This window comes from Polymorphospora sp. A560, assembly GCF_045781765.1.
Classification (GTDB): Bacteria; Actinomycetota; Actinomycetes; order Mycobacteriales; family Micromonosporaceae; genus Polymorphospora; species Polymorphospora lycopeni.
The window spans coordinates 7251645-7277600 of record NZ_CP122282.1 but is presented as its reverse complement, the minus strand read 5'-3'; the positions used below and the strand labels follow the sequence as shown (position 1 = coordinate 7277600).

The 25956-nt window shown below is 71.6% G+C and carries 25 protein-coding genes and 1 tRNA gene; 17 read left to right on the top strand and 9 right to left on the bottom strand.

Annotated elements, in window-relative coordinates; translation table 11 throughout:
- Positions 1-32 precede the first annotated feature (32 nt).
- Positions 33-989 (bottom strand): LysR family transcriptional regulator, encoded by a 957-nt coding sequence (locus QCD66_RS32730; protein WP_375736457.1) that lies wholly within the window; start codon positions 987-989, stop codon positions 33-35.
- Positions 990-1401: 412 nt separating this feature from the next.
- On the opposite strand from QCD66_RS32730, the gene QCD66_RS32725 reads away from it, so the two are divergent.
- Both QCD66_RS32725 and QCD66_RS32720 read left to right on the top strand, forming a co-directional pair.
- Positions 1402-1782 carry a metalloregulator ArsR/SmtB family transcription factor gene (locus QCD66_RS32725; protein ID WP_375736458.1) on the top strand — a complete coding sequence of 127 codons (381 nt, stop codon included), beginning with the start codon at positions 1402-1404 and terminating at the stop codon, positions 1780-1782.
- 67 nt (positions 1783-1849) lie between these two features.
- Positions 1850-2377 (top strand): SRPBCC family protein, encoded by a 528-nt coding sequence (locus QCD66_RS32720; RefSeq protein WP_375736459.1) that lies wholly within the window; start codon positions 1850-1852, stop codon positions 2375-2377.
- A 28-nt stretch (positions 2378-2405) separates the two neighbouring features.
- Here QCD66_RS32720 and QCD66_RS32715 read toward each other — a convergent pair whose 3' ends face one another.
- From QCD66_RS32715 to QCD66_RS32695, 5 genes are all read right to left on the bottom strand, one after another.
- The gene (locus tag QCD66_RS32715) at positions 2406-2642 is read right to left on the bottom strand and encodes a helix-turn-helix domain-containing protein (protein WP_357538928.1); all 237 of its coding nucleotides are present in this window, start codon (positions 2640-2642) and stop codon (positions 2406-2408) included.
- 107 nt (positions 2643-2749) lie between these two features.
- Positions 2750-3112: an MmcQ/YjbR family DNA-binding protein gene (locus QCD66_RS32710; protein ID WP_357538927.1), complete on the bottom strand. Its 363-nt coding sequence runs from the start codon at positions 3110-3112 to the stop codon at positions 2750-2752.
- A 71-nt stretch (positions 3113-3183) separates the two neighbouring features.
- Complete coding sequence (locus QCD66_RS32705; protein WP_364211587.1) at positions 3184-3843, bottom strand: dienelactone hydrolase family protein; 660 nt, start codon at positions 3841-3843, stop codon at positions 3184-3186.
- 98 nt (positions 3844-3941) lie between these two features.
- The gene (locus QCD66_RS32700) at positions 3942-4595 is read right to left on the bottom strand and encodes an HNH endonuclease family protein (RefSeq protein ID WP_364211590.1); all 654 of its coding nucleotides are present in this window, start codon (positions 4593-4595) and stop codon (positions 3942-3944) included.
- A gap of 436 nt (positions 4596-5031) precedes the next feature.
- The gene (locus tag QCD66_RS32695) at positions 5032-6855 is read right to left on the bottom strand and encodes a dolichyl-phosphate-mannose--protein mannosyltransferase (RefSeq protein ID WP_407567265.1); all 1824 of its coding nucleotides are present in this window, start codon (positions 6853-6855) and stop codon (positions 5032-5034) included.
- A 166-nt stretch (positions 6856-7021) separates the two neighbouring features.
- On the opposite strand from QCD66_RS32695, the gene rsmI reads away from it, so the two are divergent.
- Positions 7022-7867 carry a 16S rRNA (cytidine(1402)-2'-O)-methyltransferase gene (gene rsmI, locus QCD66_RS32690; protein ID WP_375736461.1) on the top strand — a complete coding sequence of 282 codons (846 nt, stop codon included), beginning with the start codon at positions 7022-7024 and terminating at the stop codon, positions 7865-7867.
- 95 nt (positions 7868-7962) lie between these two features.
- Here rsmI and QCD66_RS32685 read toward each other — a convergent pair whose 3' ends face one another.
- Positions 7963-9807 carry a hypothetical protein gene (locus tag QCD66_RS32685; protein ID WP_407566913.1) on the bottom strand — a complete coding sequence of 615 codons (1845 nt, stop codon included), beginning with the start codon at positions 9805-9807 and terminating at the stop codon, positions 7963-7965.
- Positions 9808-9970: 163 nt separating this feature from the next.
- On the opposite strand from QCD66_RS32685, the gene metG reads away from it, so the two are divergent.
- The 8 genes from metG (at position 9971) to QCD66_RS32645 (ending at position 18465) form a co-directional block, all read left to right on the top strand.
- Entirely contained in the window at positions 9971-11779 is a 1809-nt protein-coding gene (gene metG, locus QCD66_RS32680; protein ID WP_375735809.1) for a methionine--tRNA ligase, read from the top strand.
- Entirely contained in the window at positions 11776-12693 is a 918-nt protein-coding gene (locus QCD66_RS32675) for a TatD family hydrolase (RefSeq protein WP_375735810.1), read from the top strand. The genes metG and QCD66_RS32675 overlap by 4 nt, the downstream gene beginning before the upstream one ends.
- A 73-nt stretch (positions 12694-12766) precedes the next feature.
- Positions 12767-13231: a hypothetical protein gene (locus QCD66_RS32670; protein WP_375735811.1), complete on the top strand. Its 465-nt coding sequence runs from the start codon at positions 12767-12769 to the stop codon at positions 13229-13231.
- Between the two features lie 47 nt (positions 13232-13278).
- Positions 13279-14148, top strand: coding sequence for a 16S rRNA (adenine(1518)-N(6)/adenine(1519)-N(6))-dimethyltransferase RsmA (rsmA, locus tag QCD66_RS32665; protein ID WP_375735812.1), 870 nt, complete (start codon positions 13279-13281; stop codon positions 14146-14148).
- A gap of 93 nt (positions 14149-14241) precedes the next feature.
- Positions 14242-15198 carry a 4-(cytidine 5'-diphospho)-2-C-methyl-D-erythritol kinase gene (locus QCD66_RS32660; protein WP_375735813.1) on the top strand — a complete coding sequence of 319 codons (957 nt, stop codon included), beginning with the start codon at positions 14242-14244 and terminating at the stop codon, positions 15196-15198.
- A 309-nt stretch (positions 15199-15507) separates the two neighbouring features.
- Positions 15508-17343 (top strand): ABC-F family ATP-binding cassette domain-containing protein, encoded by a 1836-nt coding sequence (locus QCD66_RS32655; protein WP_375735814.1) that lies wholly within the window; start codon positions 15508-15510, stop codon positions 17341-17343.
- 86 nt (positions 17344-17429) lie between these two features.
- Positions 17430-17885 carry a DUF4383 domain-containing protein gene (locus QCD66_RS32650; protein WP_364211615.1) on the top strand — a complete coding sequence of 152 codons (456 nt, stop codon included), beginning with the start codon at positions 17430-17432 and terminating at the stop codon, positions 17883-17885.
- 112 nt (positions 17886-17997) lie between these two features.
- A complete protein-coding gene (locus QCD66_RS32645) occupies positions 17998-18465 on the top strand; it encodes a DUF4383 domain-containing protein (RefSeq protein WP_375735815.1) in 468 nt (155 codons plus the stop codon).
- A 21-nt stretch (positions 18466-18486) separates the two neighbouring features.
- Here the strand turns inward: QCD66_RS32645 and QCD66_RS32640 are convergent, their stop codons facing one another.
- Both QCD66_RS32640 and QCD66_RS32635 read right to left on the bottom strand, forming a co-directional pair.
- A complete protein-coding gene (locus tag QCD66_RS32640; RefSeq protein WP_364211966.1) occupies positions 18487-19080 on the bottom strand; it encodes a TetR/AcrR family transcriptional regulator in 594 nt (197 codons plus the stop codon).
- Positions 19081-19370: 290 nt separating this feature from the next.
- Positions 19371-20339, bottom strand: a complete 969-nt coding sequence (locus QCD66_RS32635) for an acyl-CoA desaturase (RefSeq protein ID WP_375735816.1) — start codon at positions 20337-20339, stop codon at positions 19371-19373.
- Positions 20340-20476: 137 nt separating this feature from the next.
- Here QCD66_RS32635 and QCD66_RS32630 point away from each other — a divergent pair, with 137 nt between their 5' ends.
- From QCD66_RS32630 to pth, 6 genes are all read left to right on the top strand, one after another.
- Positions 20477-21181 carry a helix-turn-helix domain-containing protein gene (locus tag QCD66_RS32630; protein ID WP_375735817.1) on the top strand — a complete coding sequence of 235 codons (705 nt, stop codon included), beginning with the start codon at positions 20477-20479 and terminating at the stop codon, positions 21179-21181.
- 46 nt (positions 21182-21227) lie between these two features.
- Positions 21228-21299: transfer RNA gene (locus QCD66_RS32625), tRNA-Gln, on the top strand.
- 108 nt (positions 21300-21407) lie between these two features.
- Positions 21408-22925: a bifunctional UDP-N-acetylglucosamine diphosphorylase/glucosamine-1-phosphate N-acetyltransferase GlmU gene (gene glmU / locus QCD66_RS32620; protein WP_375735818.1), complete on the top strand. Its 1518-nt coding sequence runs from the start codon at positions 21408-21410 to the stop codon at positions 22923-22925.
- A gap of 46 nt (positions 22926-22971) precedes the next feature.
- On the top strand, positions 22972-23952 hold the full coding sequence (locus QCD66_RS32615) for a ribose-phosphate diphosphokinase (protein ID WP_357538910.1): 981 nt from the start codon (positions 22972-22974) through the stop codon (positions 23950-23952).
- A gap of 371 nt (positions 23953-24323) precedes the next feature.
- Entirely contained in the window at positions 24324-24989 is a 666-nt protein-coding gene (locus tag QCD66_RS32610; protein ID WP_364211630.1) for a 50S ribosomal protein L25/general stress protein Ctc, read from the top strand.
- A 105-nt stretch (positions 24990-25094) separates the two neighbouring features.
- Entirely contained in the window at positions 25095-25685 is a 591-nt protein-coding gene (pth, locus tag QCD66_RS32605; RefSeq protein WP_357538908.1) for an aminoacyl-tRNA hydrolase, read from the top strand.
- The last annotated feature ends 271 nt before the right edge of the window (positions 25686-25956 follow it).

The window sequence follows — 25956 nt, the reverse complement described above, 5'->3', positions numbered from 1 at the left end:
AAGCCCGGTTTTGCGCCGGCGTGCTATTGAATTCAGGTCGGCGATGGGCAGGCCAGCACTGTACGGGCGGCGTGCCGGATCGCGGCGACGGCCGGCTGGTCCCGGTTGCCGTCCAGCCAGGCCAGCGCCGACGTGCTCGGCGGGAGATCCGCCACGTCGCGATAGGCGATGCCGGGCCGGGGGTAGAACTCCCGCGCCGCCGCCGGTAGGAAGCAGATGCCCTCGCCCCGGGACACCGCGTGCAACAGACCCTCCATGTCGGCGACCGCCGGACCGAAGCGCACCGCCGTGCCGTCCGGGCGGGGGTTCACCGCCCAGAAATCCCACCAGACCCGGGACGCCGCCGGCGGTACGTCGAGGAACGTGTGCCCGGACAGCCGGGCGAGGGTGAGTCGGGGCTCGGCGGCGAGCGGGTCGTCGGCGGACAGGCAGGCGACCCGTGGCTCGGTCGCGAGGTGCAGCAGGCCGATGCCGGGCGGCACCGGCGGGCGTAGGAAGACCACGTCGACAACGCCGCTGAGCAGGGCGGCGATGTGCTCGACGAAGTTCAGGCTGGACATCCGTACGTCGAGGTCGGGGTGCCGGCCGCGCAGTTCGTCGAGGATGGCGCGGGTGAACGGCATCGCCGCCTCGGCACCGATGGAACCGATCGACAGGCGCCCGGTGAGGGTCCGGCCGTGGGTGTCGGCTTCCCGACGGAGCAGGTCCATCGCGCTCACCGTCTCCCGTACCGCCGGGAGCAGGGCCCGCCCGGCGGGGGTGAGTTGGACCGTACGGGTGGTGCGTTCGACCAGGCGCACGGCGAGGCGGTCCTCCAGGGTCTTGATCTGTCTGCTGAGCGCCGGCTGGGTCATGAACAGCCTGGCTGCGGCCCGGCCGAAGTGCAGCTCCTCGGCGAGGACGAGCAGCAGCCGGAGTTGATGGACGCTGGGATCGGTCTGCGGGCCGGGGGTAACCGGCGTCTTCCGTTGCGTGGGGTAGCCACCCATAAATCAAACGCTATCAATTGCCTGCGGGTCGGAATGGGCATTTTCCTGGCCCGTCGCACACCGCCGACGAGTATTGGTTCCGGGTTGGCCGACCTTCTGTTGTTCCAGTCGGAATACGGGCTGGAGCAAAACGCGACATGGGTCAACGTCGGCGACCCGAACGCCGCCAAGGCGCGGTGTGAACCGGCTGGGGCGAAGGGCATGGTCCGGGGGCGCTGGCTCGACCACCGCTGTGACTGGAACGGTCTCTGCACCTACACCCTCTGGATCTACCGCCAGGGGTTGGTGTCCGGGTGGCGATGCTGCGCGGCGCCGCCCGAGGTGCTGTCGAGTCGGAGGTCGGCCGTCGCGGGGAGGTTTCCGCGGCGGCCGGCTTCTTGCCGTACTCGTAACCATGTGGTTACATGTTTTCGTGGATGCCGTCGCCCATGCCATCGCCGACCCGGTCCGTCGGGAGATCCTGGAGGCGTTGCGCGAGCGTCCGCTCGCCGCCGGCGACATCGCGGCACGGTTCACCGTCAGTCGCCCCGCGATCAGTCGCCACCTGCGGGTGCTGCGGGAAAGCGGCCTGGTCGTGGACCGGATCGACGGGCGGCACCGGGTCTACTCGATCGACACCGGGCCACTCGGCCCGCTGGTCGCGTGGATCACCGGCCTCGACCGGGCCGGCGCGTGGGAGCGCCGGCTCGACGCTCTCGACACCGAGGTGCGCCGCACCCGGCGCGACCGTCGCGCCGCCCCGACCGACCGGTCCGGACGGCGCACCACAGCCGATCAGGAGGAGATCGCGTGACCGAACGAAGTGAGGGAGCCGGCTGGCTCAGTGGCGATGCGTCAGCCGAACGAAGTGAGGAGGGCGCATGAGCGAGCGGAGTGAGGGGGGCGCCCCGAAGCCGACCGGGCGGGTCGGCAGGGGCGCGGCCGGGGCGTACGACATGGTCCTGACCCGGACGTTCCGGGCCTCGATCGACGACGTCTGGGCGAGCGTCACCGAGTCGGACCGGACGGTTCGCTGGTTCGGCGCCTGGCGCGGCGAGCCCGGCCCTGGTCGCACCGTCGAGGTGCAGATGGGCTTCGAGGAGGGCACGCCCTGGTGCGACCTGCGGATCGAGGTGTGTGAGCCGCCCCGGCGTCTCGCCGTCTCGATGCTTGACGAGGCGGGGGACTGGCGGATGGAGGTGCGGCTGACCGAGGACGGCGGGGTGACCACGCTCGAACTCGTGCACCACCTGGCCGATCCGGGGATGGCCGAGAACGCCGGCCCGGGCTGGGAGTACTACCTCGACATGCTGGTGGCGGCGCGGGACGGGCGGCCACTGCCGGACTTCGCCGACTACTTCCCGGCGCAGGCCGAATACTTCGCGGCGCAGGCCCGCGCCGCCGGCTGAGCCGGGTCGGCCGGCCGCGCGGTCCGGGCTATCGTTCGCTGTGGAATAGGACGCGGCCGCCGTACTTCTTGTGTACGGCCTGCTTGCTCACGCCGAGGGCGGTGGCGATCTCGGCCCAGGTGCCGCCCTGGGCGCGGGCGCGGCGAACCTGCACCGCTTCCAGGCGTTCGAGTTCGCGGCGGGCGGCGGCGGTGGCGGCGAGGGCCCTTTTCGGATCGTCGTCGCCGGCTACCTTGACCAGGCTCATCAGCTCGTCAGCCTCCATGCCCGACAGTCTGGGCAGACTCCGGGAGTCCGTCAACTTTGGTTGATAAGTCAACGGTAGTTGACGTCCGAAAGGCTGTCAACGACAGTTGACGCCTAGCCGTGGCGCTAGCGGGCGTCGAGTTCGGCGACCAGACCCTTCGGCGCGATCACCCGGTAGGCGTCCTCGCACAGTTCGGCGATCTCGGTCCAGTCCACGTCGCCGTCGAGGCGTACGCCGAGCCAACCCCGGTGGCCGACGTAGGGCGGTCGGAAGAACCGCTCCGGCTCGGCCGCGATCAGCTCCTCCTGCGCGCCCGCCGGCGCCGCGCACCACAGGTGCGGGAACTGGTTCCGGTGATGGCCGGTCTCGTGCAGCGTCACGAAGGTGCTCTTGCCACGCACGAACCAGGTCGGTGTGCCGTGACTCAGTCGCTCGGTGACCTCGGGAAACCCGAGACAGATCTTGCGTACGCCCGCCAGCAGGTCCATCCGTCCGCCCCTCCGTAGCCGGTCCGGTCAGGCTACGGCGGGGGTCGGACAGAAGGCGGGTGATCCGTCGGTCAGGCCGGCATGGTCAGGTGGTCGTGGAACCAGGTCGCGGCCTCGTCGGCCACCTGTTCCAGCGCGCCGGGCTCCTCGAAGAGGTGGGTGGCGCCGGGGATGATCCGCAGCTCGGTGCCGGCGCACAGCATCTTGGCGGCCTGCCGGTTCAGTTCGAGTACGTCGTGGTCCAGCTCGCCGACCAGCAGCAGGACCGGTGCCCGTACGTCGCCGAGCGCCGGGCCGGCGAGGTCGGGCCGGCCGCCACGCGACACCACCGCCCGGATGTGGTCGCGTGCCGCGGCGGCGGCGACCAGGGCGGCGGCCCCGCCGGTGCTGGCGCCGAACAGCCCGATCGGCAGCGGCGGCGTGGCCCGGCTGTCGCCCAGCCAGTCCACGATGTTGACCAGCCGGTCGGCGAGCAGCCCGATGTCGAACCGCAGCTCGGCGGTCTGCAGGTCGGTCTGCTCCTCCTCGGGCGTGAGCAGGTCGACGAGCAGGGTGGCCAGGTGACGTTCGTTGAACACGGCGGCCACCGCCCGGTTGCGCGGGCTGTGCCGGGAGCTGCCGCTCCCGTGGGCGAATACGACCAGGCCCTCGGCGTCGGGCGGCACCACCAGGTCGGCGTCGAGGCGTATCTGGCCGATCTTGATCTGGGTTTCGGTTGTCTGGACGTTCACGACATACCCTCCGGTTCCGCCGACGACGGTCCCGAAGGACGTACCCGGTCCACCGCCGGACTATCCCGTGATCTTCCGGCGGTGGACCGGACCCGGGGTCAGAAGGCGTGGGTGACGGTCAGCGTGACGTTGGAGCAGCCGGCAGCGCGACTGGTCAGGGCGTTCTTCTCGGCGGTGTCGACGGTGAGACGCCAGCGGGTCTTCACCGCGGTCCACTCGCCGATGTAGCGGCACAGGTCGCGCGACGGCGTCCACTCCGCCGGGTCCTTGTCGCCCTTCGAGCGGTTGCTGCTGGCGGTGACGGCGACCAGGGACCGGGCGTCGCCGAGGTCGTTGGCGAACGACTGCCGGCGCGAGTTGGTCCAGTTGCGGGCGCCGGAGTCCCACGCCTCGGCCAGCGGCACCATGTGGTCGATGTCGAAGCCGCTGGGCGTGGTGGTGGAGACACCGTCGTAGTACGAGTACCAGCGGCCGCCGGACAGCGTGCAGCCGGAGCCGACGGAGGGCCGGGTGGTCGCCTCGGCGATGAGCACCTCGTAACGGGTGTTGCAGCCGTTGCTGTTCGCGTCGATCCAGTGCGGGAAGAGGTCCCGGTTGTAACCCGTACGGACCTCGCTGGCGACGGGCAGGTTGGCAATCATCGTACGTAGTGGCTGGGAGATGGTGGCGGCCTGAGCGGGGGCGGCGACGCCGAGTACGGCGACGGTGCTGCCGGCCAGTAGGGCGGCAGCCCAACGGAGGGTCCGTGACATGTCGACTCCATCCACGTCGAGAGATAAATCGTCTGACGCAGATATAGACATATGCGGTTCCCTTGGGGGAAGGGATCTTGCGTAAACAGTGGGAGAAGGTGAGCCGGCCAACCGGCGATCATGGCGGTCCCGCCGGTCGCAAGCTGAGGCTATGGTCAGAAATCTGACCGGAGGTCACCCGTTGTGCGGGTGATCCAGGGTGGTTAAGCTCATGCGTGCGCGCCCCAATCGCCCGCTTCCCCCGTGGCAGGCGATCGGGGCGCGCACCTTTTTGCGCCTGATCCGCCTGGTAGGTGCGCCTGATCCTGCCTGCTTGTCGCGCCTGAGCCTGCCGCCTGTCGTGCCTGATCAGCCCGGTGTCAAGCCGTGCGGGGCCGCAGCCCACCGGGCCGGCACGCCGCGGTGGAACCCGTGGCGCCCCGGCCGGTCGACCCGATCAGATCCAGCGACTGCCCAGCCACATCCGCGCCGACCACTCGGCATAGGGCAACAGCTTCCCGACGAACACCGGGTGGAAGTACGCGAAACAGACCGCCACCAGCAGGACGTACACGCCGGCGATGACCGCGCCGACCAGCCGGCGGTCGGAGCTACCCGACGACGCGGGCTCCGGCTCGGTGGTCGTCGACTTCTCGCCAACCACGACCACGTCGGAGCCCTCGGCCGGCGCGGCGCCGGCCGCTTCCGACCTGGGCGGCGGCTCGCTCGGCCGCCCCACCCCCGGGCCGGCGACGCTCTCCGGCGGGCCGGCGTCCGGCGGTCCGCCGGTGTCGCCCGGCTGTGCCGGGGACGCGTCGGCACCGCCGGCCGGCACCGCCGGCCGGGTCTGGCCGATGATCGCCCCGAGCACGTAGACCACCGCCAGCACCAGGAAGGGCTGGGCCGGCGCGGTGTAGAAGTTGAACATCGTGCGGCTGTCGAGCGCGTAGTAGAACCAGGGCAGCAGGCCGGCGGCCAGGGCGAGCAGGATCGTGCCGGCCCGCCAGTCGCGCCGGGCGATGCCGAGCCAGGCCACCGCCACGATGGCCGGCAGGAACGACCACCACAGCAGCGGTGTGCCGAGCAGCAGGATCTCGGCCGCGCAGCTCGCCGCCCCGCAGGCCCCGTCGGTCGACCAGTAGAACGCCACCGGACGGCCGAGCAGCAGCCACTGCCACGGCCACGACTGGTAGGTGTGTGAGGTGTCGAGGGTGCTGTGGAACCTGTACGCCTCGGAGTGGTAGTGCGCCAGGTTCAGCAGCGCCCCGATCATCGGCGGTTCCGACAGGCCGGAGTCGGCCCGCCAGTGCCGGTAGTAGCCCTCGTCGCTGATGAACCAGCCGGTCCAGGTCGCCAGGTAGGTCAGCGCCAGCACCACGCCACCGAGAATCAGCCAGCCGGACTCGTCGAGCAGCGTGTCCCGCCACGGGCGCCGTACGCCGGCCGACCGGCGGGCACCGGCCTCCCACCACAGGATCATCAGCACGAAGACCGGCACGAAGGCGAGGGCGCTCCACTTGACCGCGACCGCGCAGCCCATCAGCACGAAGGCGAGCAGCCGCCACCACGGGATCCCGGTGCGCCAGTCGAAGGCGGGCCGGCCGGCCCGCCCGGGGCGGCTCGGGTCGAGGCCCGCCTCCATCGCGTTCAGCCAGCGGCGGCGCCGTACGTCACGGTCGACGACCAGGGCGGCGAAGGCGGCGAAGACGAAGAACATGATGAAGATGTCGAGCAGCGCGGTGCGCGACAGTACGAGGTGGAAGCCGTCGAGGGCGACCAGCAGACCGGCGGCGCAACCGAGCACGGTGGAGTGGAAGAGCCGGCGGGCCGTCCGGACCATGATGAGCACGGACAGGGCGCCGATGATCGCCGGGGCGATCCGCCAGCCGACCTCCGGCGAGAGGGTCACGATGTTGCCGGCGACCGAGATGTTCTGCTCGGTGTCGGCGTAGCCGAAGGCCCACTGGCCGAGCCCGATCAGCCACTTGCCGAGCGGCGGATGCACCACGTAGGAGGCGACGTTGTCCGTGTAGTTCCACTCGACGCCCTTGGTGACCAGGCCCCACGCGTCGCGGGCGTAGTAGATCTCGTCGAAGATCTTGCCCGGCGGATGTCCCAGCCCGACCAGGCGCAGGATCGCGGCGATCGCCACGACGACGCCGGTCGCGACCCAGGACCACGGGTCGAGGCGTGCGTCGAAGGGCGCCAGGCGGCGCCGTACGATCGCCGGGATGCCGCGCGCCGGGCCGTCGTCCGGTCCGCCGCCGGACGCGGTGGGCACCGATTCGTCCGGTTGTTCGCGGACGGTCTGCGCGCTGTCGATGCGCTTCTGCGCTGTCGCCGCCGGGGTCACCCCGCGATCGTAGGCTGCGGAGGCGTAAAACGACGTCCGTTGTCCAACTGTTGTAAGTCACGCGTGTCGATGAAGGGCTCGATTGGTGGGAAATTTGTCCGCAAAAGGGCGACTGGTGCTTGTTGGCGCACCGCTCGGGAACCCCGCCGACGCCTCCACCCGGCTGCGGGACACGCTCGCCGCCGCCGACATCGTCGCCGCCGAGGACACCCGACGCCTCACCCGGCTGGCCCGCGACCTCGACATCACCGTCGCCGGCCGGATCGTGTCGTACTTCGAGGGCAACGAGGAACGGCGCACCGCCGACCTGGTTCGGGCCATCGTGGACGGCGCGCTGGTCGCGCTGGTCACCGACGGCGGCATGCCGAGCGTCTCCGACCCCGGCTATCGCCTCGTCCGGGCCACCCTCGACGCCGGGGCACCGGTCACCGCCGCCCCCGGTCCGAGCGCCGTCACCACCGCGCTCGCCGTCTCCGGCCTGCCCAGCGACCGGTTCTGCTTCGAGGGCTTCCTGCCCCGCACCGGCGGCCCGCGCCGCGCCCGGCTACGCGCCCTCGCCACCGAGGAACGCACCCTGATCTTCTTCGAGTCGCCGCACCGGATCGCCGGCACGCTCGCCGACCTCGCCACCACCTTCGGCCCCGACCGGCCGGCCGCCGTCTGTCGCGAGCTGACCAAGACGTACGAGGAGGTGCTGCGCCAGCCGCTCGGCGAACTGGCCACCTGGGCCGCCGCCGGCGAACCGCGCGGCGAGATCACCCTGGTGGTGGCCGGCGCGCCGGCCGGCCCGCCGCCGCGGCCGACCGACGCCGAGCTACGGGCCGAGGTGGCCGGCCACGAGGCCGCCGGCATGACCCGCCGCGACGCCATCGAAGCGGTGGCGACCACCCACGCGCTCCGCCGACGCGACGTCTACCAGATCGTCCACGCCCCGGCCTGACCGCCAAGATCCGCGTGATCAGGGAGTTCGCACCCCGACGCGCCGACGACACGCCCGACCCACTCCCTGATCACCAGGATCATGCGGGGCGGCGGTCAGAACGTTGCGGCCAGGAAGCCGATGGTCAGGAGCAGCGGGGCGGCCAGGCTGGTCAGGGTCGCCAGGCGCCGGGACCGCCGGTCGGTCAGGCGCAGCGCGCCCGTCGCCCAGACGATGCCGACCCCGCACAGCAGCACCAGCGTCAGCCCGAGCGCCCACCGCAGATGCAGCGTCGCCGTGTCGCCGGCCACGTACGCCGTACCGCTGTCCGAGTCGACCATCCGCGCCGACACCTGCGTACCCGCACTCCGCTGCTCCTGTGTCACCCCGAGCAGCCGCACCGACCCGCTGGTGAACGTCCCGCCCGCCGACGTGAACGCACCCTCGCAGCGCTGGCCGACACCGTCGCCGGCACAGTTCGTCACGGTCGCCGTACCGGCGCTGCCGCGCCCCAGCGCGAGCCACAGCGGCTCGGCACTCACCCACGCGAAGAACGTCGCCACCAGCGCCAACAGCACCAGCGACGCCAGGCCGGCGATCGGGCGGCGCGGCGGCCGGGGCACCTTGCCCCGTCGCGGCGCGGCCGTCGCCGGCTGCCGCCGGCCGGCCCGCATCCGCTGCCCCGGCCACTCCGGCCCGCCACCGGGCACGTCCTCGGTCGGCAACCAGAACGGTTCGCCGTCCGCCGGGGCCGTCCGCGCGGGCTCCGCCGCGCGTGCGGCAGGGACCGCGGCCCGGGCCGTCGCCCGGCCACCCCCATCCGGTACGGCGGGTACCGGCCGCGCCACCACGACCGGTTGCGCCGGCAGTTCGAGCTGGGCGGATTCCACTCCGATCGTCGGCTCGACCCCGTCGCGCCGGCTGCCGGCACCACTGTCACCGTCGACGACGGCCGGCTCGGGGTCGGGTTCGGCGCGGACGCCCTCGGGGATGCCGGCCGGGTCGGGTTTTGTCGCGGGGGCGTGGCCGCCGGCCGGGAGCGGCACCGTGCCGGCCACGGCTTCGTGCATCGGCTCGGGTTCGTGTGCCGGTTCGGGTTCGTGTGCCGGCTCGGGTCCGTGTGCCGGTTCGGGTGCCGGTTCGGGGTCGTCGGCCTGCTTGGGCCTTTCGGCGGCCTCGGGTTCTCCGGCCGTCCCCGCTCCGCCGGTCGACCCCTCGTCGGCTGGTTCGGGTTCCGTAGTGGGTTCGGGTGCTTTGCCTGCTTCAGGGGCATCGGCCGGCTCGGGCTCGTCGGTGACGTCGGGCGCGGCGACGGGTGCACTCACCATGGTCGGCTCGGTCGGCTCGGTCGGCTCGGTCGGCTCGGTCGTGGCGGTCGGTGCCTCGTCCGGATTCGGGGTGTCCGGATCCGGGGTGTCCGTGGCCGCCGGGATCGGGGCGGCCGCCCGGGGTGCGGGGAGGTCGGTGCCGGGCCGGGTGGTCGCGTCCGTGGGCGCGGGGGCCGGCTTCACGAACTCGGCGGCTCGGGGCGCGTCGTCGGACGGTGCCGGCGGATCCGCCGGCACCGCGGGGGCGGGTTCGGCCGGAGCCGCAATTCGGCCGGGGACCGCCGCACCCAGGGCGGCCGGACCGGGCGCGACGGGCGTCGGCATCGGGTCCGGCTCGACGGGCTCCCGCACCGGGCCGGGCCGGTCGGCCTCCGTCTCGGTGGGTGGCGCGGTCCGGGCCTCCGGCGTCAGGCTGACGGTCGGGGCCGGCGGGACGGCCGGTTCGGATGCCGGTGCCGAAGCGAACCTGGCCGCCGTGGCGGCCGGATCGCCCCGCCACCAGGCGGCGTCCGGGCCCGTTTCCGCCCAGGGGCCGGCACCGCTGCCGCCCCGGCCGGTCCCGGGCCGGGCCGTCGTGGCCGGTGTGCTGTCGGTGCTGTCGCCCGGTCGCGCCGCCGTAGATTCGCCCGTCACAACCTTCATTGGACTACGCCCCGGTCGGATGGTGGCGCAGCCGGCCGCGCGTGTCGGCCGACAAAGCGGACAAGTCGCCCGGCTGGCGTGAAGAAGGCCGGGAGTCGGTCGGCTCGGCTATCCGTTCGCGTCGTCGCGTACCCGGTCACTAGGCTTGTCGGCCATGAGTCACGTTCTCGCCGCGGTCGCCTGGCCCTACGCCAACGGCCCGCGCCACATCGGCCACGTCTCCGGCTTCGGAGTGCCCTCCGACGTATTCAGCCGGTACATGCGGATGGCCGGGCACGACGTACTCATGGTCTCCGGCACCGACGAGCACGGCACCCCGATCCAGGTCCAGGCGGACAAGGAGGGGGTGACCCCCCGAGAGCTGGCCGACCGCTACAACCGGGTCATCGTCGAGGACCTGCACGGCCTCGGGCTGTCGTACGACCTTTTCACCCGGACCACGACCGGCAACCACTACGCGGTCGTGCAGCAGATCTTCGAGGGGCTGTACGCCAACGGCTACATCGTGCCCAAGGTCGCCATGGGCGCCATCTCGCCGTCGACCGGCCGTACCCTGCCCGACCGCTACATCGAGGGCACCTGCCCGATCTGCGGTTACGACGGCGCCCGCGGCGACCAGTGCGACAACTGCGGCAACCAGCTCGACCCGGTCGACCTGATCAACCCACGCTCGAAGATCAACGGCGAGACGCCGAAGTTCGTCGAGACCGAGCACTTCTTCCTCGACCTGCCCGCCTTCGCCCAGGCGCTCGGCAAGTGGCTCGACACCCGCGAGGGTTGGCGCACCAACGTGTTGCGGTTCTCCAAGAACCTGCTCGACGACCTGCAGCCGAGGGCGATCACCCGCGACCTGGAGTGGGGGGTGCCGATCCCGCTCGACGGCTGGCGCGACCGCGGCGACAAGCGGATCTACGTCTGGTTCGACGCGGTCATCGGCTACCTGTCCGCCTCCATCGAGTGGGCCCGCCGCTCCGGCGACTCCGACGCCTGGCGTCGGTGGTGGGCCGCCGACGGCGAGGGCAGGGACGCCCGCGGCTACTACTTCATGGGCAAGGACAACATCGTCTTCCACTCGGTGATCTGGCCGGCGCTGCTTCTCGGCTACTCCGGCGAGGGCGACCGCGACGGCAACCCCGGCGAACTGGGTCGGCTCAACCTGCCGACCGAGGTCGTCTCCAGCGAGTTCCTGACCATGGAGGGCCGCAAGTTCTCGTCGTCGCGCCAGGTCGTCATCTACGTACGCGACTTCCTGGCCCGCTACGACGCCGACGCGCTGCGCTACTTCATCGCGGTCGCCGGCCCGGAAAGCAACGACACTGACTTCACCTGGGCCGAGTTCCTCCGCCGCAACAACGACGAACTCGTCGCCGGCTGGGGCAACCTGGTCAACCGGTCGATCTCACTGGCGGCGAAGAACTTCGGCGCCGTCCCGCCGGTCGACCCGGCTGGGCTCACCCCCGCCGACGAGGCGCTGCTCGCCACCGCCCGCGCCGGCTTCGACACCGTCGGCGACCTGATCGGCCGGCACCGGCAGAAGCAGGCGATCGGGGAGGCGATGCGGGTCGTCGCCGAGGCCAACCGCTACCTGTCCGACCAGGCGCCGTGGAAGCTCAAGGGCGACGACGACAAGCCCCGGATGGGCACCATCCTGCACGTCGCGCTCCAGGTGGTCAGCGACGCGAACACGCTGCTCACCCCGTTCCTGCCGCACTCGGCGCAGAAGGTGCACGAGCTGCTCGGCGGCACCGGCGTACACGCCCCGATGCCGTCGATCGTCGAGGTCGAGGACCTCGACGGCGGGCCGGCCTACCCGGTGCTGACCGGCGACTACACCGTCGGCACCCGCTGGGAGTCGGTGCCGCTGCCGGTCGGCCGTCCGCTGGCCGTGCCGAAGCCGGTCTTCCGCAAGCTCGACCCGTCGATCGTCGACGAGGAACTCGACCGGCTCGGCGGCAACGAGTGACCGAGCCGTCCGAGGCCCGCCGCCAGCGCGCGGCCCGGCGGGCCGGTGAGTTTCCGCCCGCGCCCGAGCCGCTGCCCCGGCCGGTGATCGACAGCCACACCCACCTCGACATCACGATCACCGAGGCCGGCACGCCCGGCGGCGGTCCGGCGACCGGCGACCGCGCGGCTGACACCCCGCCGGCCGATCCGGTTGCCGCGATCATCGCCGTCGCGGCCGAGGCCGGCGTCGACCGGCTGGTGCAGGTCGGTGTCGACGTCGCGTCGTCGCGGTGGGGAGTCGAGACGGCGGCCAGGCATCCCTCGGTGCTGGCCACGGTCGCGCTGCACCCCAACGAGGCGCCCCGGCTGGCCGACCTCGACGAGGCGCTGCGCGAGATCGAGACGCTCGCCGCCGACGACCGCGTACGCGGCATCGGCGAGACCGGCCTGGACTTCTTCCGCACCGGAGAGGACGGCCGGGCGGCCCAGGAGCGCAGCTTCCGGGCGCACATCGCCATCGCCAAGCGCTTCGGCAAGGCACTGGTCATCCACGACCGGGACGCGCACCCCGACGTACTGCGGGTGCTCGACGACGAAGGCGCGCCGGAGACCGTCGTACTGCACTGCTTCTCCGGCGACGCCGAGTTCGCCGCCGAGTGCGTACGCCGGGGCTACGTGCTCAGCTTCGCCGGCACCGTGACGTTCGGCAGCGCCACCGCGCTGCGCGACGCCGCGAAGATCACCCCGCTGGACCAGTTGCTGGTCGAGACCGACGCGCCCTACCTGACGCCGATGCCGCACCGGGGTCGCCCCAACGCGTCGTACCTGATCCCGCTGACCGTGCGGGCACTGGCCGAGACGACCGGCACCGACCTCGACGAACTCTGCGCGGCCATCTCCGCCACCGGCGACCGCGTCTTCGGCCCCTGGTAACGGGGCAGCGGTCGGGCCCTGGCCCGGCGTACGCCGCCGGGCGGGCACAGGTGGATCACCGAAGGGCACGCGGATGAGGGCTGACCAGACGGGGCGTCGCCGGCTGCTCCGTGTCGCGCCGTCACACCTACTGGCCGTGGTGACCTTCGGCCTGGTCGCGGCTGCCGGCGGCAACGGGATCACCGCGGGCGTGACCGGAATCGGCCTGCCGTGGCTGATCGCCGGCCTGGGCGGCGTCGTCGGCTCGCTGACGATCCTGGTGGCCGCGCTGCTCGTCAGCCACCCAACTGCCCGCGGCGCGGCCGTCCCGACCGGGTCGGCGGGTTCCGCCGCGCCTGCCGCGCCGGTGACCATCGCCCGCTACCTCATGCTGGCCGCCGCACTTGCCACGGCGGTGGCCGGGATCATGTCGGCGCCCGCCGCCACCCACCCCGATCGCCCGCTGGTGATCAGCGTGACCGTCGGCCTCGGCGTCGCGTTGGCACTGTTCGCGCTGCTGGCCGACGGCCGGGTCCGGCGAGCCGGCCGCACCGCCTGAACCTGCCCCGCCAGCGGCCGACGACGGGGACCGTAGGCTCTGCGGGCATGGGACTGCTTGGGCCGGTGGAGATCCGGGAACTCGCCGCGCGGCTCGGCGTCGCACCGACGAAGAAGCTCGGCCAGAACTTCGTCCACGACCCCAACACGGTGCGCCGGATCGCCGCCGCCGCCGACCTCGACCCCGACGACGTCGTCGTCGAGGTCGGGCCGGGCCTCGGCTCGCTGACCCTCGCCCTGCTGCCGGTGGCCCGGCACGTCCACGCCGTCGAACTCGACCCGGTGCTGGCCGGCGCTCTCCCGGACACCGTCGGGACGTACGCGACGCCGGCGGAGGCCGCCCGGCTGACCGTGCACCACGCCGACGCGCTGCGGATCACCGCCGCCGACCTCGCCGCCCCGGCGCCGACGGCACTGGTCGCCAACCTGCCGTACAACGTCGCCGTACCCGTCGTCCTGCACCTGCTCGCCGAGCTGCCGAGCCTGCGGCGCGGCCTGGTGATGGTGCAGAAGGAGGTCGCCGACCGGCTGGTCGCCGGTCCCGGCTCCAAGGTGTACGGCATCCCGTCGGTCAAGCTGTCCTGGTACGCCAGCGCGAAGAATGCCGGCCGGGTGCCGCCCAACGTCTTCTGGCCGGTGCCGAACGTCGACTCCGGACTGGTCGCGTTCACCCGGCGCGAGCCGCCCCGGGCCGACGTACCCCGGGAGGTGGTCTTCACCGTCGTCGACGCGGCGTTCGCGCAGCGGCGCAAGATGCTGCGCGGGGCGCTCGCCGGCTGGGCCGGCGGCCCGGACCGGGCCACGGGCGCGCTGACCCGCGCCGGGGTGGACCCCGGCGCGCGCGGTGAGTCGCTGACCGTCGAGCAGTTCGCGGCGATCGCCGCGGCGGCTCCCGGCGGTACGGCGGCCGCCGAGTAGGCTGTCGCCCGTGCCGGACAGGAGATCAACGACCGGGCGGGCCGAGCCGATCAGGCCCCCCGCCCCCCGCCGCCTCGCCGCTGGTCGCGTCCGGTGACCGAGGCGTGGGGACCGGGTGGCGACGGCGACCAGCCACGCCGGGGGGCGACCGGACCGGTCCGGGTACGCGTGCCCGCCAAGATCAACCTGCATCTCGGGGTCGGACCACTGCGCCCCGACGGCTACCACGAACTCAACACCGTCTACCACGCGATCTCGATCCACGACGAGCTGACCGCCCGCCACGGCGATACCCTCATCCTCACCATGGAGGGCGAGGGCGCCGGTGAACTCGCCCTCGACGAGACCAACCTGATCATCCGGGCCGCCCGCGCCCTGGCCGCCCACGCGGGGATGCCCGCCCACGCCCGCCTCCACCTGCGCAAGCAGATCCCGCTCGCCGGCGGCCTCGCCGGCGGCAGCGCCGACGCCGCCGCCACCCTGCTCGCCTGCGACACGCTGTGGGGCACCGGCCTCAGCCGCGACGAACTCGCCGACATCGGCGCCGGACTCGGCTCCGACATACCGTTCCTCGTCCACGGCGGAACCGCGCTCGGCACCGGCCACGGGGAGACGGTCAGCCCCGTCCTCGCCCGCCCCAGCACCTGGCACTGGGTCGTCGCCATCGCCGACGGCGGCCTGTCCACCCCGGCGGTCTACCACGAGATCGACCGGCTGCGCGACACGGGCACCGCACCCCCCGCCCTCGGCAGCGCCGACGCCCTCCTCGCCGCGCTGCGCCAACGCGACCCGGCCGTGCTCGGCGCCGCCCTCGGCAACGACCTCCAACCCGCGGCCGTGTCGCTGCGCCCGGCCCTCGCCGACGTACTCGACGCCGGCCGGGCCGCCGGCGCCCTCGCCGGCCTCGTCTCCGGCTCCGGCCCGACCTGCGTGTTCCTGGCCGCCGACGCCGCCGACGCCCGCCGCATCGCCGACGAACTGGCGGCCAGCGGCGTCTGCCGGGAAGCCCGCACCGCCCACGGACCCGTCGCCGGCGCCCGGATCGTCTGACCGCCCGCGTTAGTCTTGGCGGTCGCCCGCACAAACCCGCGGTCGCAGTTAGTCCCGGCGGTCGCCCGCACAAACCCGCGGTCGCAGTTAGTCCCGGCGGTCGCCCGCACAAACCCGCGGTCGCAGTTAGTCCCGGCGGTCGCCCGCACAACCCGCGGTCGCAGTTAGTCCCGGCGGTCGCCCGCACAACCCGCGGTCGCAGCTAGTCTTGGCGGTCGCCCGCAAAACCCGCGGTCGCACATTAGTTCTGGCGGTCGCCCGCACCCGCGGACGACCGCACACATGCGCACAGCCAGCAGAGGTGGAGCCTTGGCCAACATCGTCAACCTGGACCGGGTGTCCAAGGGCTACGGCGCGGCCGGCCAGCTCCTCACCGACGTCTCCCTCGGCCTCGACGACAGCGACCGGATCGGCGTCGTCGGCCTCAACGGCGCCGGCAAGTCCACCCTGCTCCGGATGCTGACCAAGATCGAGGAACCGGATGCCGGCCGGGTGACCCACCGCCGCGACCTGCGGGTCGCCTGGCTGCCGCAGACCCTCGACCTGGCCCCCGAAGCCACCGTCCGCGACGTCGTCATCGGCACCGCCTGGCTGCCCGAGGGCTTCGGCGCCGAACACGAATGGGCCGGCGACGCCGGCGTACGGTCGATCCTCGACGGCCTCGGCATGCCCCACCTCGGCCTCGACCAGCCCGTCGGACCGATGTCCGGCGGCGAACGGCGCCGGGTGGCACTGGCCGCCCTCCTGGTCCGCACCGCCGACCTGCTGATCCTCGACGAGCCCACCAACCACCTCGACGTCGCCGGCGTCGACTGGCTCGCCCGCCACCTCACCGGCCGGCGCGGCGCCCTCGTCGTCGTCACCCACGACCGCTGGTTCCTCGACGCCGTCTGCACCACCACCTGGGAGGTCGCCGACCGCGCCGTACGCGTCTACGAAGGCGGATTCGCCGCCTGGACGCTGGCCCGCGCCGAACGCGAACGGGTCGCCGCCGCGACCGAGGCCCGCCGGCAGAACCTGCTCCGCAAGGAGATCGCCTGGCTGCGGCGCGGCCCGCCGGCCCGTACGTCCAAGCCGCGCTTCCGGATCGAGGCCGCCAACGCGCTCATCGCCGACGTGCCGGAACCCCGCGACACCGTCACCCTGCAACGGCTGGCCACCGCCCGCCTCGGCAAGCAGGTCTACGACCTCACCGACGTCACCCTGCTCGCCGGCCCCAAACTCATCCTCGACGACCTCACCTGGCAGGTCGGCCCCGGCGACCGGATCGCCCTGCTCGGCGCGAACGGGGCCGGCAAGACCACCCTGCTCCGGCTGCTCGCCGGCGTACGCGAACCTGACAAGGGACGCATCGTCACCGGCTCCACCGTCCGGCCCGCGTTCCTCTCCCAGGAACTCGCCGAACTGCCCCGCGAACTCCGGGTCCTCGAAGCCGTCGAGGAGGTCGCCCGCCGGGTCACCCTCGGCGACCGGGAACTCGCCGCCTCCCAACTCGCCGAGATGTTCGGCTTCGACGACCGGAGGCTCTGGACCCCGGTCGGCGACCTCTCCGGCGGCGAACGGCGCCGCCTCCAGATCCTGCGTCTGCTCGCCGCCGAACCCAACGTGCTGCTCTTCGACGAGCCGACCAACGACCTCGACACCGACACCCTCGCCGCGCTAGAGGACCTCCTCGACTCCTGGCCCGGCACCGTCGTCGTCGCCAGCCACGACCGCTACCTGATCGAACGGGTCACCGACGTCGCGTACGGGATGTTCGGCGACGGCCGGCTGGTCCACCTGCCCGGCGGCATCGACGAATACCTGGCCCGGGTCACCGGCCCCGCCGCGCGGACAGCTGGTACGTCCGGTGGGCGTGCCGGGGACGGTGCCGGCCGCCCGGCCGGCGGCGGAACGCCCGACGCCGGTGCGCCGGGACTCAGCGCGGCCGAGGTCCGCACCGCCCGCAAGGAACTCACCCGGCTCGAACGCCAGGTCGCCAAGCTCGAACAGAAGGCGGCCGGACTGCACGAGCAGCTCGCCGCCAACGCCACCGACTACGCCAAGGTCGCCGAACTCGACGCCCAACTGCGGACCGTCACCGCCGACCGCGAAGCCGTCGAGGAAGCCTGGCTCGCCCTCGCCGAACAGCTCCCCGACACCTGACCACCAGGGGTGTCCGCCGTCACGCCGGGGCTGTGCGCGAGAATCGTCGGCGACCACCACTGGAAACGGCGTTGGAGACTTCAGACATGGCGCACAACCCCGTCAACCATCCCGCGCGGCCGATCTACCGGGCCATCGGCGCGCTGATCGGCCTCTACCTGATCGTCTTCGGCGTGCTCGGCTTCATCGAGACCGGCAGCGGGGAGTTCTTCGCGCAGGACGGCAGCGCCGTGCTCGGCCAGGGCACCAACCTCGGCTTCTCGGTCGTCTCCGCCGTACTCGGGGTGATCATCCTGGTGGCCACCGGACTCGGCCGCAACATCGACGCCGCCGTCAACAAGTGGCTCGGCTACCTCTTCATGGCACTCGGCCTCGGCGAACTCGCCGTGCTGCGCACCGACGCCAACATCTTCAACTTCACCGTGGCCACCGTCGTCGTCACCATGATCATCGGCATCGTCCTGCTGATGGCCGGCATGTACGGCAAGGTCGGCACCGACGACGAGCACCGCGCCTGGCAGGACGCCCGCCTCATCCTCTAGTCACCCCTCCCGCCGTAGCCACCACGGGCGTCCGCCGTTCGGCGGACGCCCGTGCGCGTCCCGGGTGAGAATCAGGCCGAGCCCCCACGAAGGTACGGCAGGAGAAGACGCGATGGCGCACATACCCGTCAACCACCCGCTGCGGCCGCTCTACCGGACAATCGCCGGCCTCGTCGGCGCGTACGTCCTCTTCTTCGGCATCGTCGGCACCGTCCGCACCTGGGGCGACCCGCTCTTCGAACGCGGCCCCGTCTGGGTGCTCGGCCTACGCACCAACCTGGCCTTCGCCATCATGTCGGTCGTCTTCGGACTGGTCATCCTGATCGGCTCGGTCCTCGGCAGGAACTTCTCCCACTACCTCAACCTCGGTATCGGCATCCTGTTCATGGCCGCCGCCATCGGCATGATGGCCGTGATGCAGACCGACCTGAACTTCCTCAACTTCTCGATGTCGACCGTGATCGTGTCGATGATCTTCGGGCTGATATTTCTCGCGACCGGCCTCTACGACAAGGTCGGCTCACCCGAAGACGCCCACGCCGAAGAGATGTACCGCCGCCAGCCGTCCTCCCGAAGTTGACCGACCGCCCCGTGACCGTGCTCAGCGGGTGAGCAGGGTGGGCTTGGCCTCCAGGTGCGACAGGCCGTTCCAGGCGAGATTGACCAGATGGGCCGCCACCGTCTCCTTACGCGGCTTGCGCACCTCCAGCCACCAGCGGCCGGTCAACGCCACCATGCCCACCAGCGCCTGCGAGTAGAGCTCCGCCAGCTTCGGGTCGTACCCCCGGCTCTTGAACTCGGCACCCAGAATGTGCTCGACCTGGTGCGCCACGTCGTTCATGACACTGCTGAAATTGCCCGTCGCCGACAACACGGGCGACTCGCGGACCAGCACCTGGAAGCCGTGGGTCTCGTTCTCGATGTAGTCGAGGAGCGCCAGCGCCGCCTGCTCCAGCAGTTCGCGCGGATGCCCGGCGGTCAACGCGGTCGTGATCCGGTCGAGCAGCGCCCGCACCTCCCGGTCCACCACCACCGCGTAGAGGCCCTCCTTGCCGCCGAAGTGCTCGTACACGACGGGCTTCGAAACCTTGGCCCGGGCCGCGACCTCCTCGATCGACGTCGCGTCGAAGCCGCGCTCGGCGAACAACTGCCGGCCGGTCGCGATCAACTGCTCGCGCCGCTGGGCGGCCGACATCCGTACCCGGGAACCGCTCTTGGCCGCCGAGGCAGCCGGCCGGGCACGTCCACCGCCTGTGACAGCCGGACTCTCGCTCCGCTCGGTCACGGTGTCCCCTCGCTGCGCTCGGCGCCACCGTGGTGATCACTGAGCCTGATGGTTCCCTCGCTCCGCTCGGTCACGGCGTCACCTCGCTGCGCTCGGCGCCACCGTGGATCACTGAGCCTGATGGTTCCCTCGCTTCGCTCGGTCACGGGGGCCATCCTGCCAGGCGTTGGACATGGGCGGGATGTCCGGGACCGCGCTGCTCACTGCGGTGTGGTTGATTTGACCAGCTTCGCGGCGATCCGCTCCTGCTTCGGCCACCGTACGTCCGACGCGGCGCCCAGCTTCTCGAACAGCCAGATCACCCGGGCCGAGATGTCGACCTGCCCGCGCAGCACGCCGTGCCGGGCACTGGTGGGATCGGCGTGGTGCAGGTTGTGCCAGCTCTCCCCGAACGACACGATCGCCAGCGGCCAGAAGTTCGAGGCGCGGTCCCCCTGCCGCACCTCGAACGGGCGCTCGCCGTAGACATGGCACACCGAGTTGATCGACCAGGTGACGTGGTGCAACAGGGCGATGCGGACCAGACCGGCCCAGAAGAACGCGGTCAGCGCGCCCTGCCACGACCAGGTGACCAGGCCGCCGATCAGTGCCGGAGCCAGCGCCGAGATGATCACGAGAACCGGGAAGAGGCGGTCGACGCGCCGGATGTCCTTGTCGGCCAGCAGGTCGGGGGCGAACCGGGCCCGGTTGGACAGTTCGCGGTGGAAGAGCCAGCCCACGTGGGCGTGGAAGAGGCCCTTGGTCAGCCCCCAGACGCTGGTGCCGAACCGCCACGGCGAGTGCGGGTCGCCCTCGACGTCGGAGAACGCGTGGTGGCGCCGGTGGTCGGCGACCCACTGCGTGACGTTGCCCTCGACGGCGAGCGAGCCGGCGACCGCCAGGGTGATCCGCAGCCACCGCTTGGCCTTGAACGATCCGTGGGTGAGGTAGCGGTGGAAGCCGACCGTGATACCGAGGCCCGCGACGAGATACCAGACCAGGCCGATCGCCACGTCCGTCCAGCTCAGCCAGCCACCCCAGGCCACGGGTACGGCGGCGATCAGGGCGAGGAACGGGATGATCACGAAGGACCAGAGGGCGATCAGGATGCCGAGCGGCTCCTTGCCCTCGGTGAGCGGCTTGGGGGCGTTGGCGGTCCGGGGCGGTGGTGGCTGGACTGCGGTGGTCATGGCACCTCGATGCGTGCGGGGAGATCAATAACTTACGCCTACGTTACCGTAACTTACGGTGCCGTAGCTATTCATCGACCGTCCTGCGTACGTGGAACCCTCGCTCGAATCCGTACGTCTGTGCGAGTGTCGAGGGCATGACGGATCCCCTGGCCACCGAGGCCCAACCGGCCGAGCGAAGGACCAGAGCACTGGCGATGCGGGCCGCCGGCCGGTCGGTGCCGAAGATCGCCGACGAGTTGCAGGTCGCCAGGTCCACCGTCTACGGATGGGTGCGGCACATCCCGGTCGACCCGGAGCGTCGGGCCGAACATCGCCGGGCACACGCGAAGGTGATGACGGATGCCCGCTGGGCGGGACATCACGACGAACGGGAACGGCGGCGGGCCGTGGCCCATGACGCCGTCCGCGCCCGGATCGGCGTCGTCGGCGACCGCGACCTGATGCTGGCCGGCGCCGTCATCTACTGGTCCGAAGGACGCAAGTCGAAGCCGTGGCGCCGTGACGAGCGGGTCACCCTGACCAACAGCGACCCGCGTCTGGTGGAGCTGTTCCTACGGTTTCTGGCGGTGTGCGGGATAGAACGGGACGTGCCGCACTATCGGGTCAGCATCCACGAGTCCGCCGACGTGGCCGCGGCCGCGGCGTGGTGGGTCGAGGTCCTCCAGTTGCCGGCCCACCGGTTCCGGCGGGCCACCCTGAAACGCCACCGCCCGACGACCACCCGCCACAACACCGGCGACGACTACCACGGATGCCTTGTCGTGGAGGTGCCACGCAGCCGCGAGCTGTACTGGACGATCGAGGGAATTGTCGATGCGGCGGTCGGCCGGCACGGTTAAGGTTGCGGCCGGTGGTGGGCGAGGCAGTAGGCTGACACCGTCTCTTTCGGCCGTGGTGTAACTGGCAACACCCGGGTCTTTGGTACCCGTATTTCAGGTTCGAACCCTGGCGGCCGAGCTCAGCCCGTTGGGCGGGTTTCTACTCCGGTGTAACCGGACGGCGTCAGCCCGGTCATGGCTAGCATGGGGCCGCAGACAACCAGTCGCCCCGACGGGAGCCTTTCTCGTGCCTCAGTCCCGTACCCGCACCGTCGTCGTCCTTGCCGCCGGTGAGGGCAAGCGGATGAAGTCAGCACTGCCCAAGGTCCTGCACCCGCTGTTGGGTCGTACCCTGGTCGGTCACGTCCTGGCGGCGGCCGCGCCGGCTGCCGCGGATCGCACCCTGGTCGTGGTCGGCCACGGCGCGGACCAGGTCGCGGCGCATCTCGGCGAGATCGCCCCGGACGCGGTTCCGGTGCTGCAGGCCGAGCAGCGCGGCACCGGTCACGCCGTACGTATCGCGGTCGAGGCGATCTCCGACGCCGAGGGCACCGTCGTGGTGCTCAACGGCGACGTGCCGTTGCTGCGGCCGGAGACGGTCACCGCGCTGGTCGAGGCGCACGAGACCGCTGGTGCCGCCGCCACGGTGCTTGCCGCCGAGGTCACCGACCCGACCGGGCTGGGCCGGATCGTCCGGGACGCCCGGGGTGGCCTGGAGCAGATCGTGGAGGAGCGCGACGCAACCGCGGAGCAGCGGGCGATCCGTGAGATCAACGCCGGCATCTACGCCTTCGACGCCCGGCTGCTGCGCGGGGCGCTCGGCAAGCTGTCGACCGACAACGACCAGGGTGAGGAATACCTGACCGACGTCTTCGGGCTGCTGTCGGCGGCGGGTGAGGCGGTCGCGGTGCACGTGGCCGCCGACGCGACGGAGACGCTCGGTTGCAACGACCGGGTCGAGTTGGCCGCCCTGCGCCGGCTGCTGCGCGACCGGGTCAACGCCGGCTGGATGCGGGCCGGGGTGAGCATCCTCGACCCGGAGACGACCTGGGTCGACGTGACGGTGCGGCTGGAGCGGGATGCCGTGCTGGACCAGAACACCCAGCTGCGGGGGAGCAGCGTCGTCGGCGAGGGGGCCATCGTCGGTCCGGACGTGACGCTGATCGACACGACGGTGGGCGGGGGCGCCACGGTGCTGCGGGCGCACGCGGTGCAGGCCGAGATCGGGCCGCAGGCGAGCGTCGGCCCGTACGCCTATCTGCGGCCGAAGTCGCGGCTGGCGCGTAAGGCGAAGGTCGGTACGTTCGTCGAGACCAAGAACGCCGCGGTGGGCGAGGGGTCGAAGGTGCCGCACCTGTCGTACGTCGGTGACGCGACGATCGGCGAGCAGAGCAACATCGGTGCGGCGACGGTGTTCGTCAACTACGACGGGGTGGCCAAGCACCATACGACGATCGGTAGTCACGCGCGTACCGGTGCCGACAACATGTTCGTGGCGCCGGTGACGGTCGGTGACGGTGCCTATACGGCGGCCGGTTCGGTGATCATCAACGACGTGCCGCCGGGTGCGCTGGGCGTGGCGCGTGGTGAGCAGCGCAACATCCCCGGCTGGGTCGAGCGGCGCCGGCCGGGTACGGCGGCGGCGGAGGCCGCGGCGCGGGCTGCCGGGACGGGGCCGGGGGCCGGTGTCGAGGGTGAGGGATTGCACGTCATGGCCGACGCAAGTGAACGGGATTCGACCTCGGGTGATACTGCACTCGAATAGTCCCGGAGCCACCGGCACCACCGAACGTACGGGAGCAGACGAGCCGATGGGCAGCATCGTCGCCGAAAACCGCAAGAGCCTGATGCTCTTCTCCGGTCGGGGGTTTCCCGACCTTGCCGAGGAGATCGGCCAGGTGCTGGGCGTGGCACCGACGCCGAGCGATTCCTACGAGTTCGCCAACGGTGAGATCTTTGTTCGATACCGGGAGTCGGTGCGTGGCTCGGACGCCTTCGTCGTCCAGTCCGTGACGCACGGTGTCAACAAGTGGGTCATGGAGACGCTGATCATGGTCGACGCGCTGAAGCGCGGCTCGGCCAAGCGGATCACCGTGGTCCTGCCGTTCTATCCGTATGCGCGGCAGGACAAGAAGCACCGCGGCCGGGAGCCGATCTCGGCCCGGCTGGTCGCCGACCTGCTGAAGACGGCGGGAGCCAACCGGATCCTGACGGTGGACCTGCACACCGCGCAGATCCAGGGTTTCTTCGACGGCCCGGTCGACCACCTGTTCGCGATGGACACGCTGGCCGCCTACGTCGAGTCGAAGTTCGCCGGCCGGCCGATGACGGTCGTCGCGCCGGACTCCGGCCGGGTGCGGGTGGCGGAGCGCTGGACGGACCGGTTGGGTGGTTGCCCGCTGGCGTTCATCCACAAGACGCGTGACCCGTCGAAGCCCAACCAGGTGGTCGCCAACCGGGTGGTGGGTGAGGTCGAGGGTCGGGTCTGCCTGATCGTCGACGACATGATCGACACCGGCGGCACGATCACCAAGGCTTCGGAGATCCTCTACGACGCCGGTGCGGCCGACATCGTGGTGGCGTCGACGCACGCGCTGCTGTCCGATCCGGCGACGGAGCGGTTGAAGAACAGCCGGATCAGCGAGGTGGTGGTGACCAACACGCTGCCGCTGCCGCCCGAGAAGCGGCTCGACAAGATCACCGTGTTGTCGATCGCGCCGCTGCTGGCGCGGGCGATCCGGGAGGTCTTCGACGACGGTTCGGTGACCACCCTTTTCGGTGGGCTGAGCTGACTTGAGGCGTCCCCCGCGCCGGTTACCGGCGCGGGGGACGCCCTCGTCCGGGGGATCAGAGCCGATTGGCAGGGTACGGCGTCAGGGCCGGTCGGTGGCTCGGGTAGACTTATGCGGTTGCCATGGCGAGGGTGCCCTGCGGGCCGCTGCTGACCGAACCAGCGCTTGACGGCACGATGTGACACAGTGCCGGAAGGTGCGGTGTCGACACCGTGCGAAGAGCGCGGTGCCGGGAAGGCACAGCCGCATGGGGGCACCGTCATCGACACGGTGCTCCGGGCAGTGCGCCTCTTTCGAGGAGCCCCAGCGAGCCCCCCGCCCGGCACCGCCAGCCGACGTCCCGCCGCAGCCATAGCATCAGGAGTTTCCCCGTGTCCGAGGTAAAGATCAGCGCCGAGCCCCGTACCGAGTTCGGCAAGGGTGGTGCCCGTCGTACCCGCCGGGCTGGCAAGGTTCCGGCCGTGCTTTACGGCCACGGCGAGAAGCCCCGCCACATCGCGCTGCCGGCGCGGGAGTTCGCCGCCGCGATCCGGCACAACGGTGCCAACGCGCTCTTCGCGATCGACGTCACCGACGGCACCCAGGTGCTCGCGGTGTCGAAGGCGATTCAGCGTGACCCGATCCGTGACACGTTCGAGCACGTCGACCTGCTGCTCGTACGCCGCGGCGAGAAGATCACCGTCGACGTACCGGTGCAGCTGATCGGCGAGGCGGCCCGCGACACGCTGATCGTGCACGAGCACTCGACGCTGTCGGTCAACGCCGACGCGACCAAGCTGCCCGACCACCTGGAGGCCTCGATCGAGGGCCTGGCGGCCGGTTCGCAGGTCACCGCCGCCGACGTGAAGCTGCCGGCCGGTGTCGAGCTGACCGTCGACCCGGAGCTGGTGGTGGCCGCGGTGACGGTGGCGCCGACCGCCGAGCAGCTCGAGGCCGAGGGTGGCGAGCCGGTCGCCGAGGAGACCGCCGAGGTCACCGAGGACGCGGCGGAGGAGACGGGCGAGGCCGCCGAGGCCGAGGCCACGGCCGAAGCCTGATCGAAAGCACTTCAACCAGGCGTCCCCGATCCGTTCGGGGACGCCTGGTCCGTTTCCGGGTTGTCGGCGAGGATTCCGGGGAAGTCGGCGAGGAGAAGGACGAGCATGTCGGACGTTGCTCACCCGTGGTTGGTGGTCGGGCTCGGCAATCCGGGCCGGGAGTACGCCGGCAACCGGCACAATGTCGGCTTCATGGTCGCCGATCTGCTGGCGGGCCGGGTCGGGGCGAAGTTCGGCCGGCACCGGCGGGCGGTGGCGGACGTGGCCGAAGGGCGGCTGGGGTTCGGCGGGCCCAAGCTGGTGATCGCGAAGCCGTTGACGTACATGAACCTGTCCGGCGGGCCGGTGGCGGCTCTGGCGCAGTTCTACAAGGTGCCGCCGGGGCAGGTCGTCGCGGTTCACGACGAACTGGACATCGCCTACGGGCAGTTGCGGGCGAAGTCCGGTGGCGGCGAGGGCGGGCACAACGGGCTGCGCTCGATGTCGAAGTCGCTCGGGACGAAGGACTACCTGCGGGTGCGGTTCGGTGTCGGCCGCCCGCCGGGCCGGCAGGATCCGGCCGACTATGTGTTGTCCGACTTTTCGACCGTGGAGCGTAAGGAGTTGGAGTTCCTGGTCGACCGGGCCGCCGACGTGGTGGAGGCGGTGGTGACCCGCGGGCTGGAGTGGGCCCAGAACACCTACCACGCTTCGTAGCGGCGGTCCGGCGACGCCGTGTCGCCCGTCCCGTTTACGCGTTGGTCACGGCAGACGTACCCGTTGTGGTGGTCTGTTCGTGGTTGCGGGTTTTCGGGAGGCAGGGTGCAGCGGTGGTGGTTGAGTGACTTCGATCCGACCGCGGGGGCCCCGCCAGGGCGGCAGGACGACACGATCGTGCTGCCGTTCTTCGATTTCTCGGTGGTGCCGACCAGTCCGGCGCCGGCCGGTGGCGCCGGTCGCCCGCTGACGGTCGCCCGGGCCGATCCGG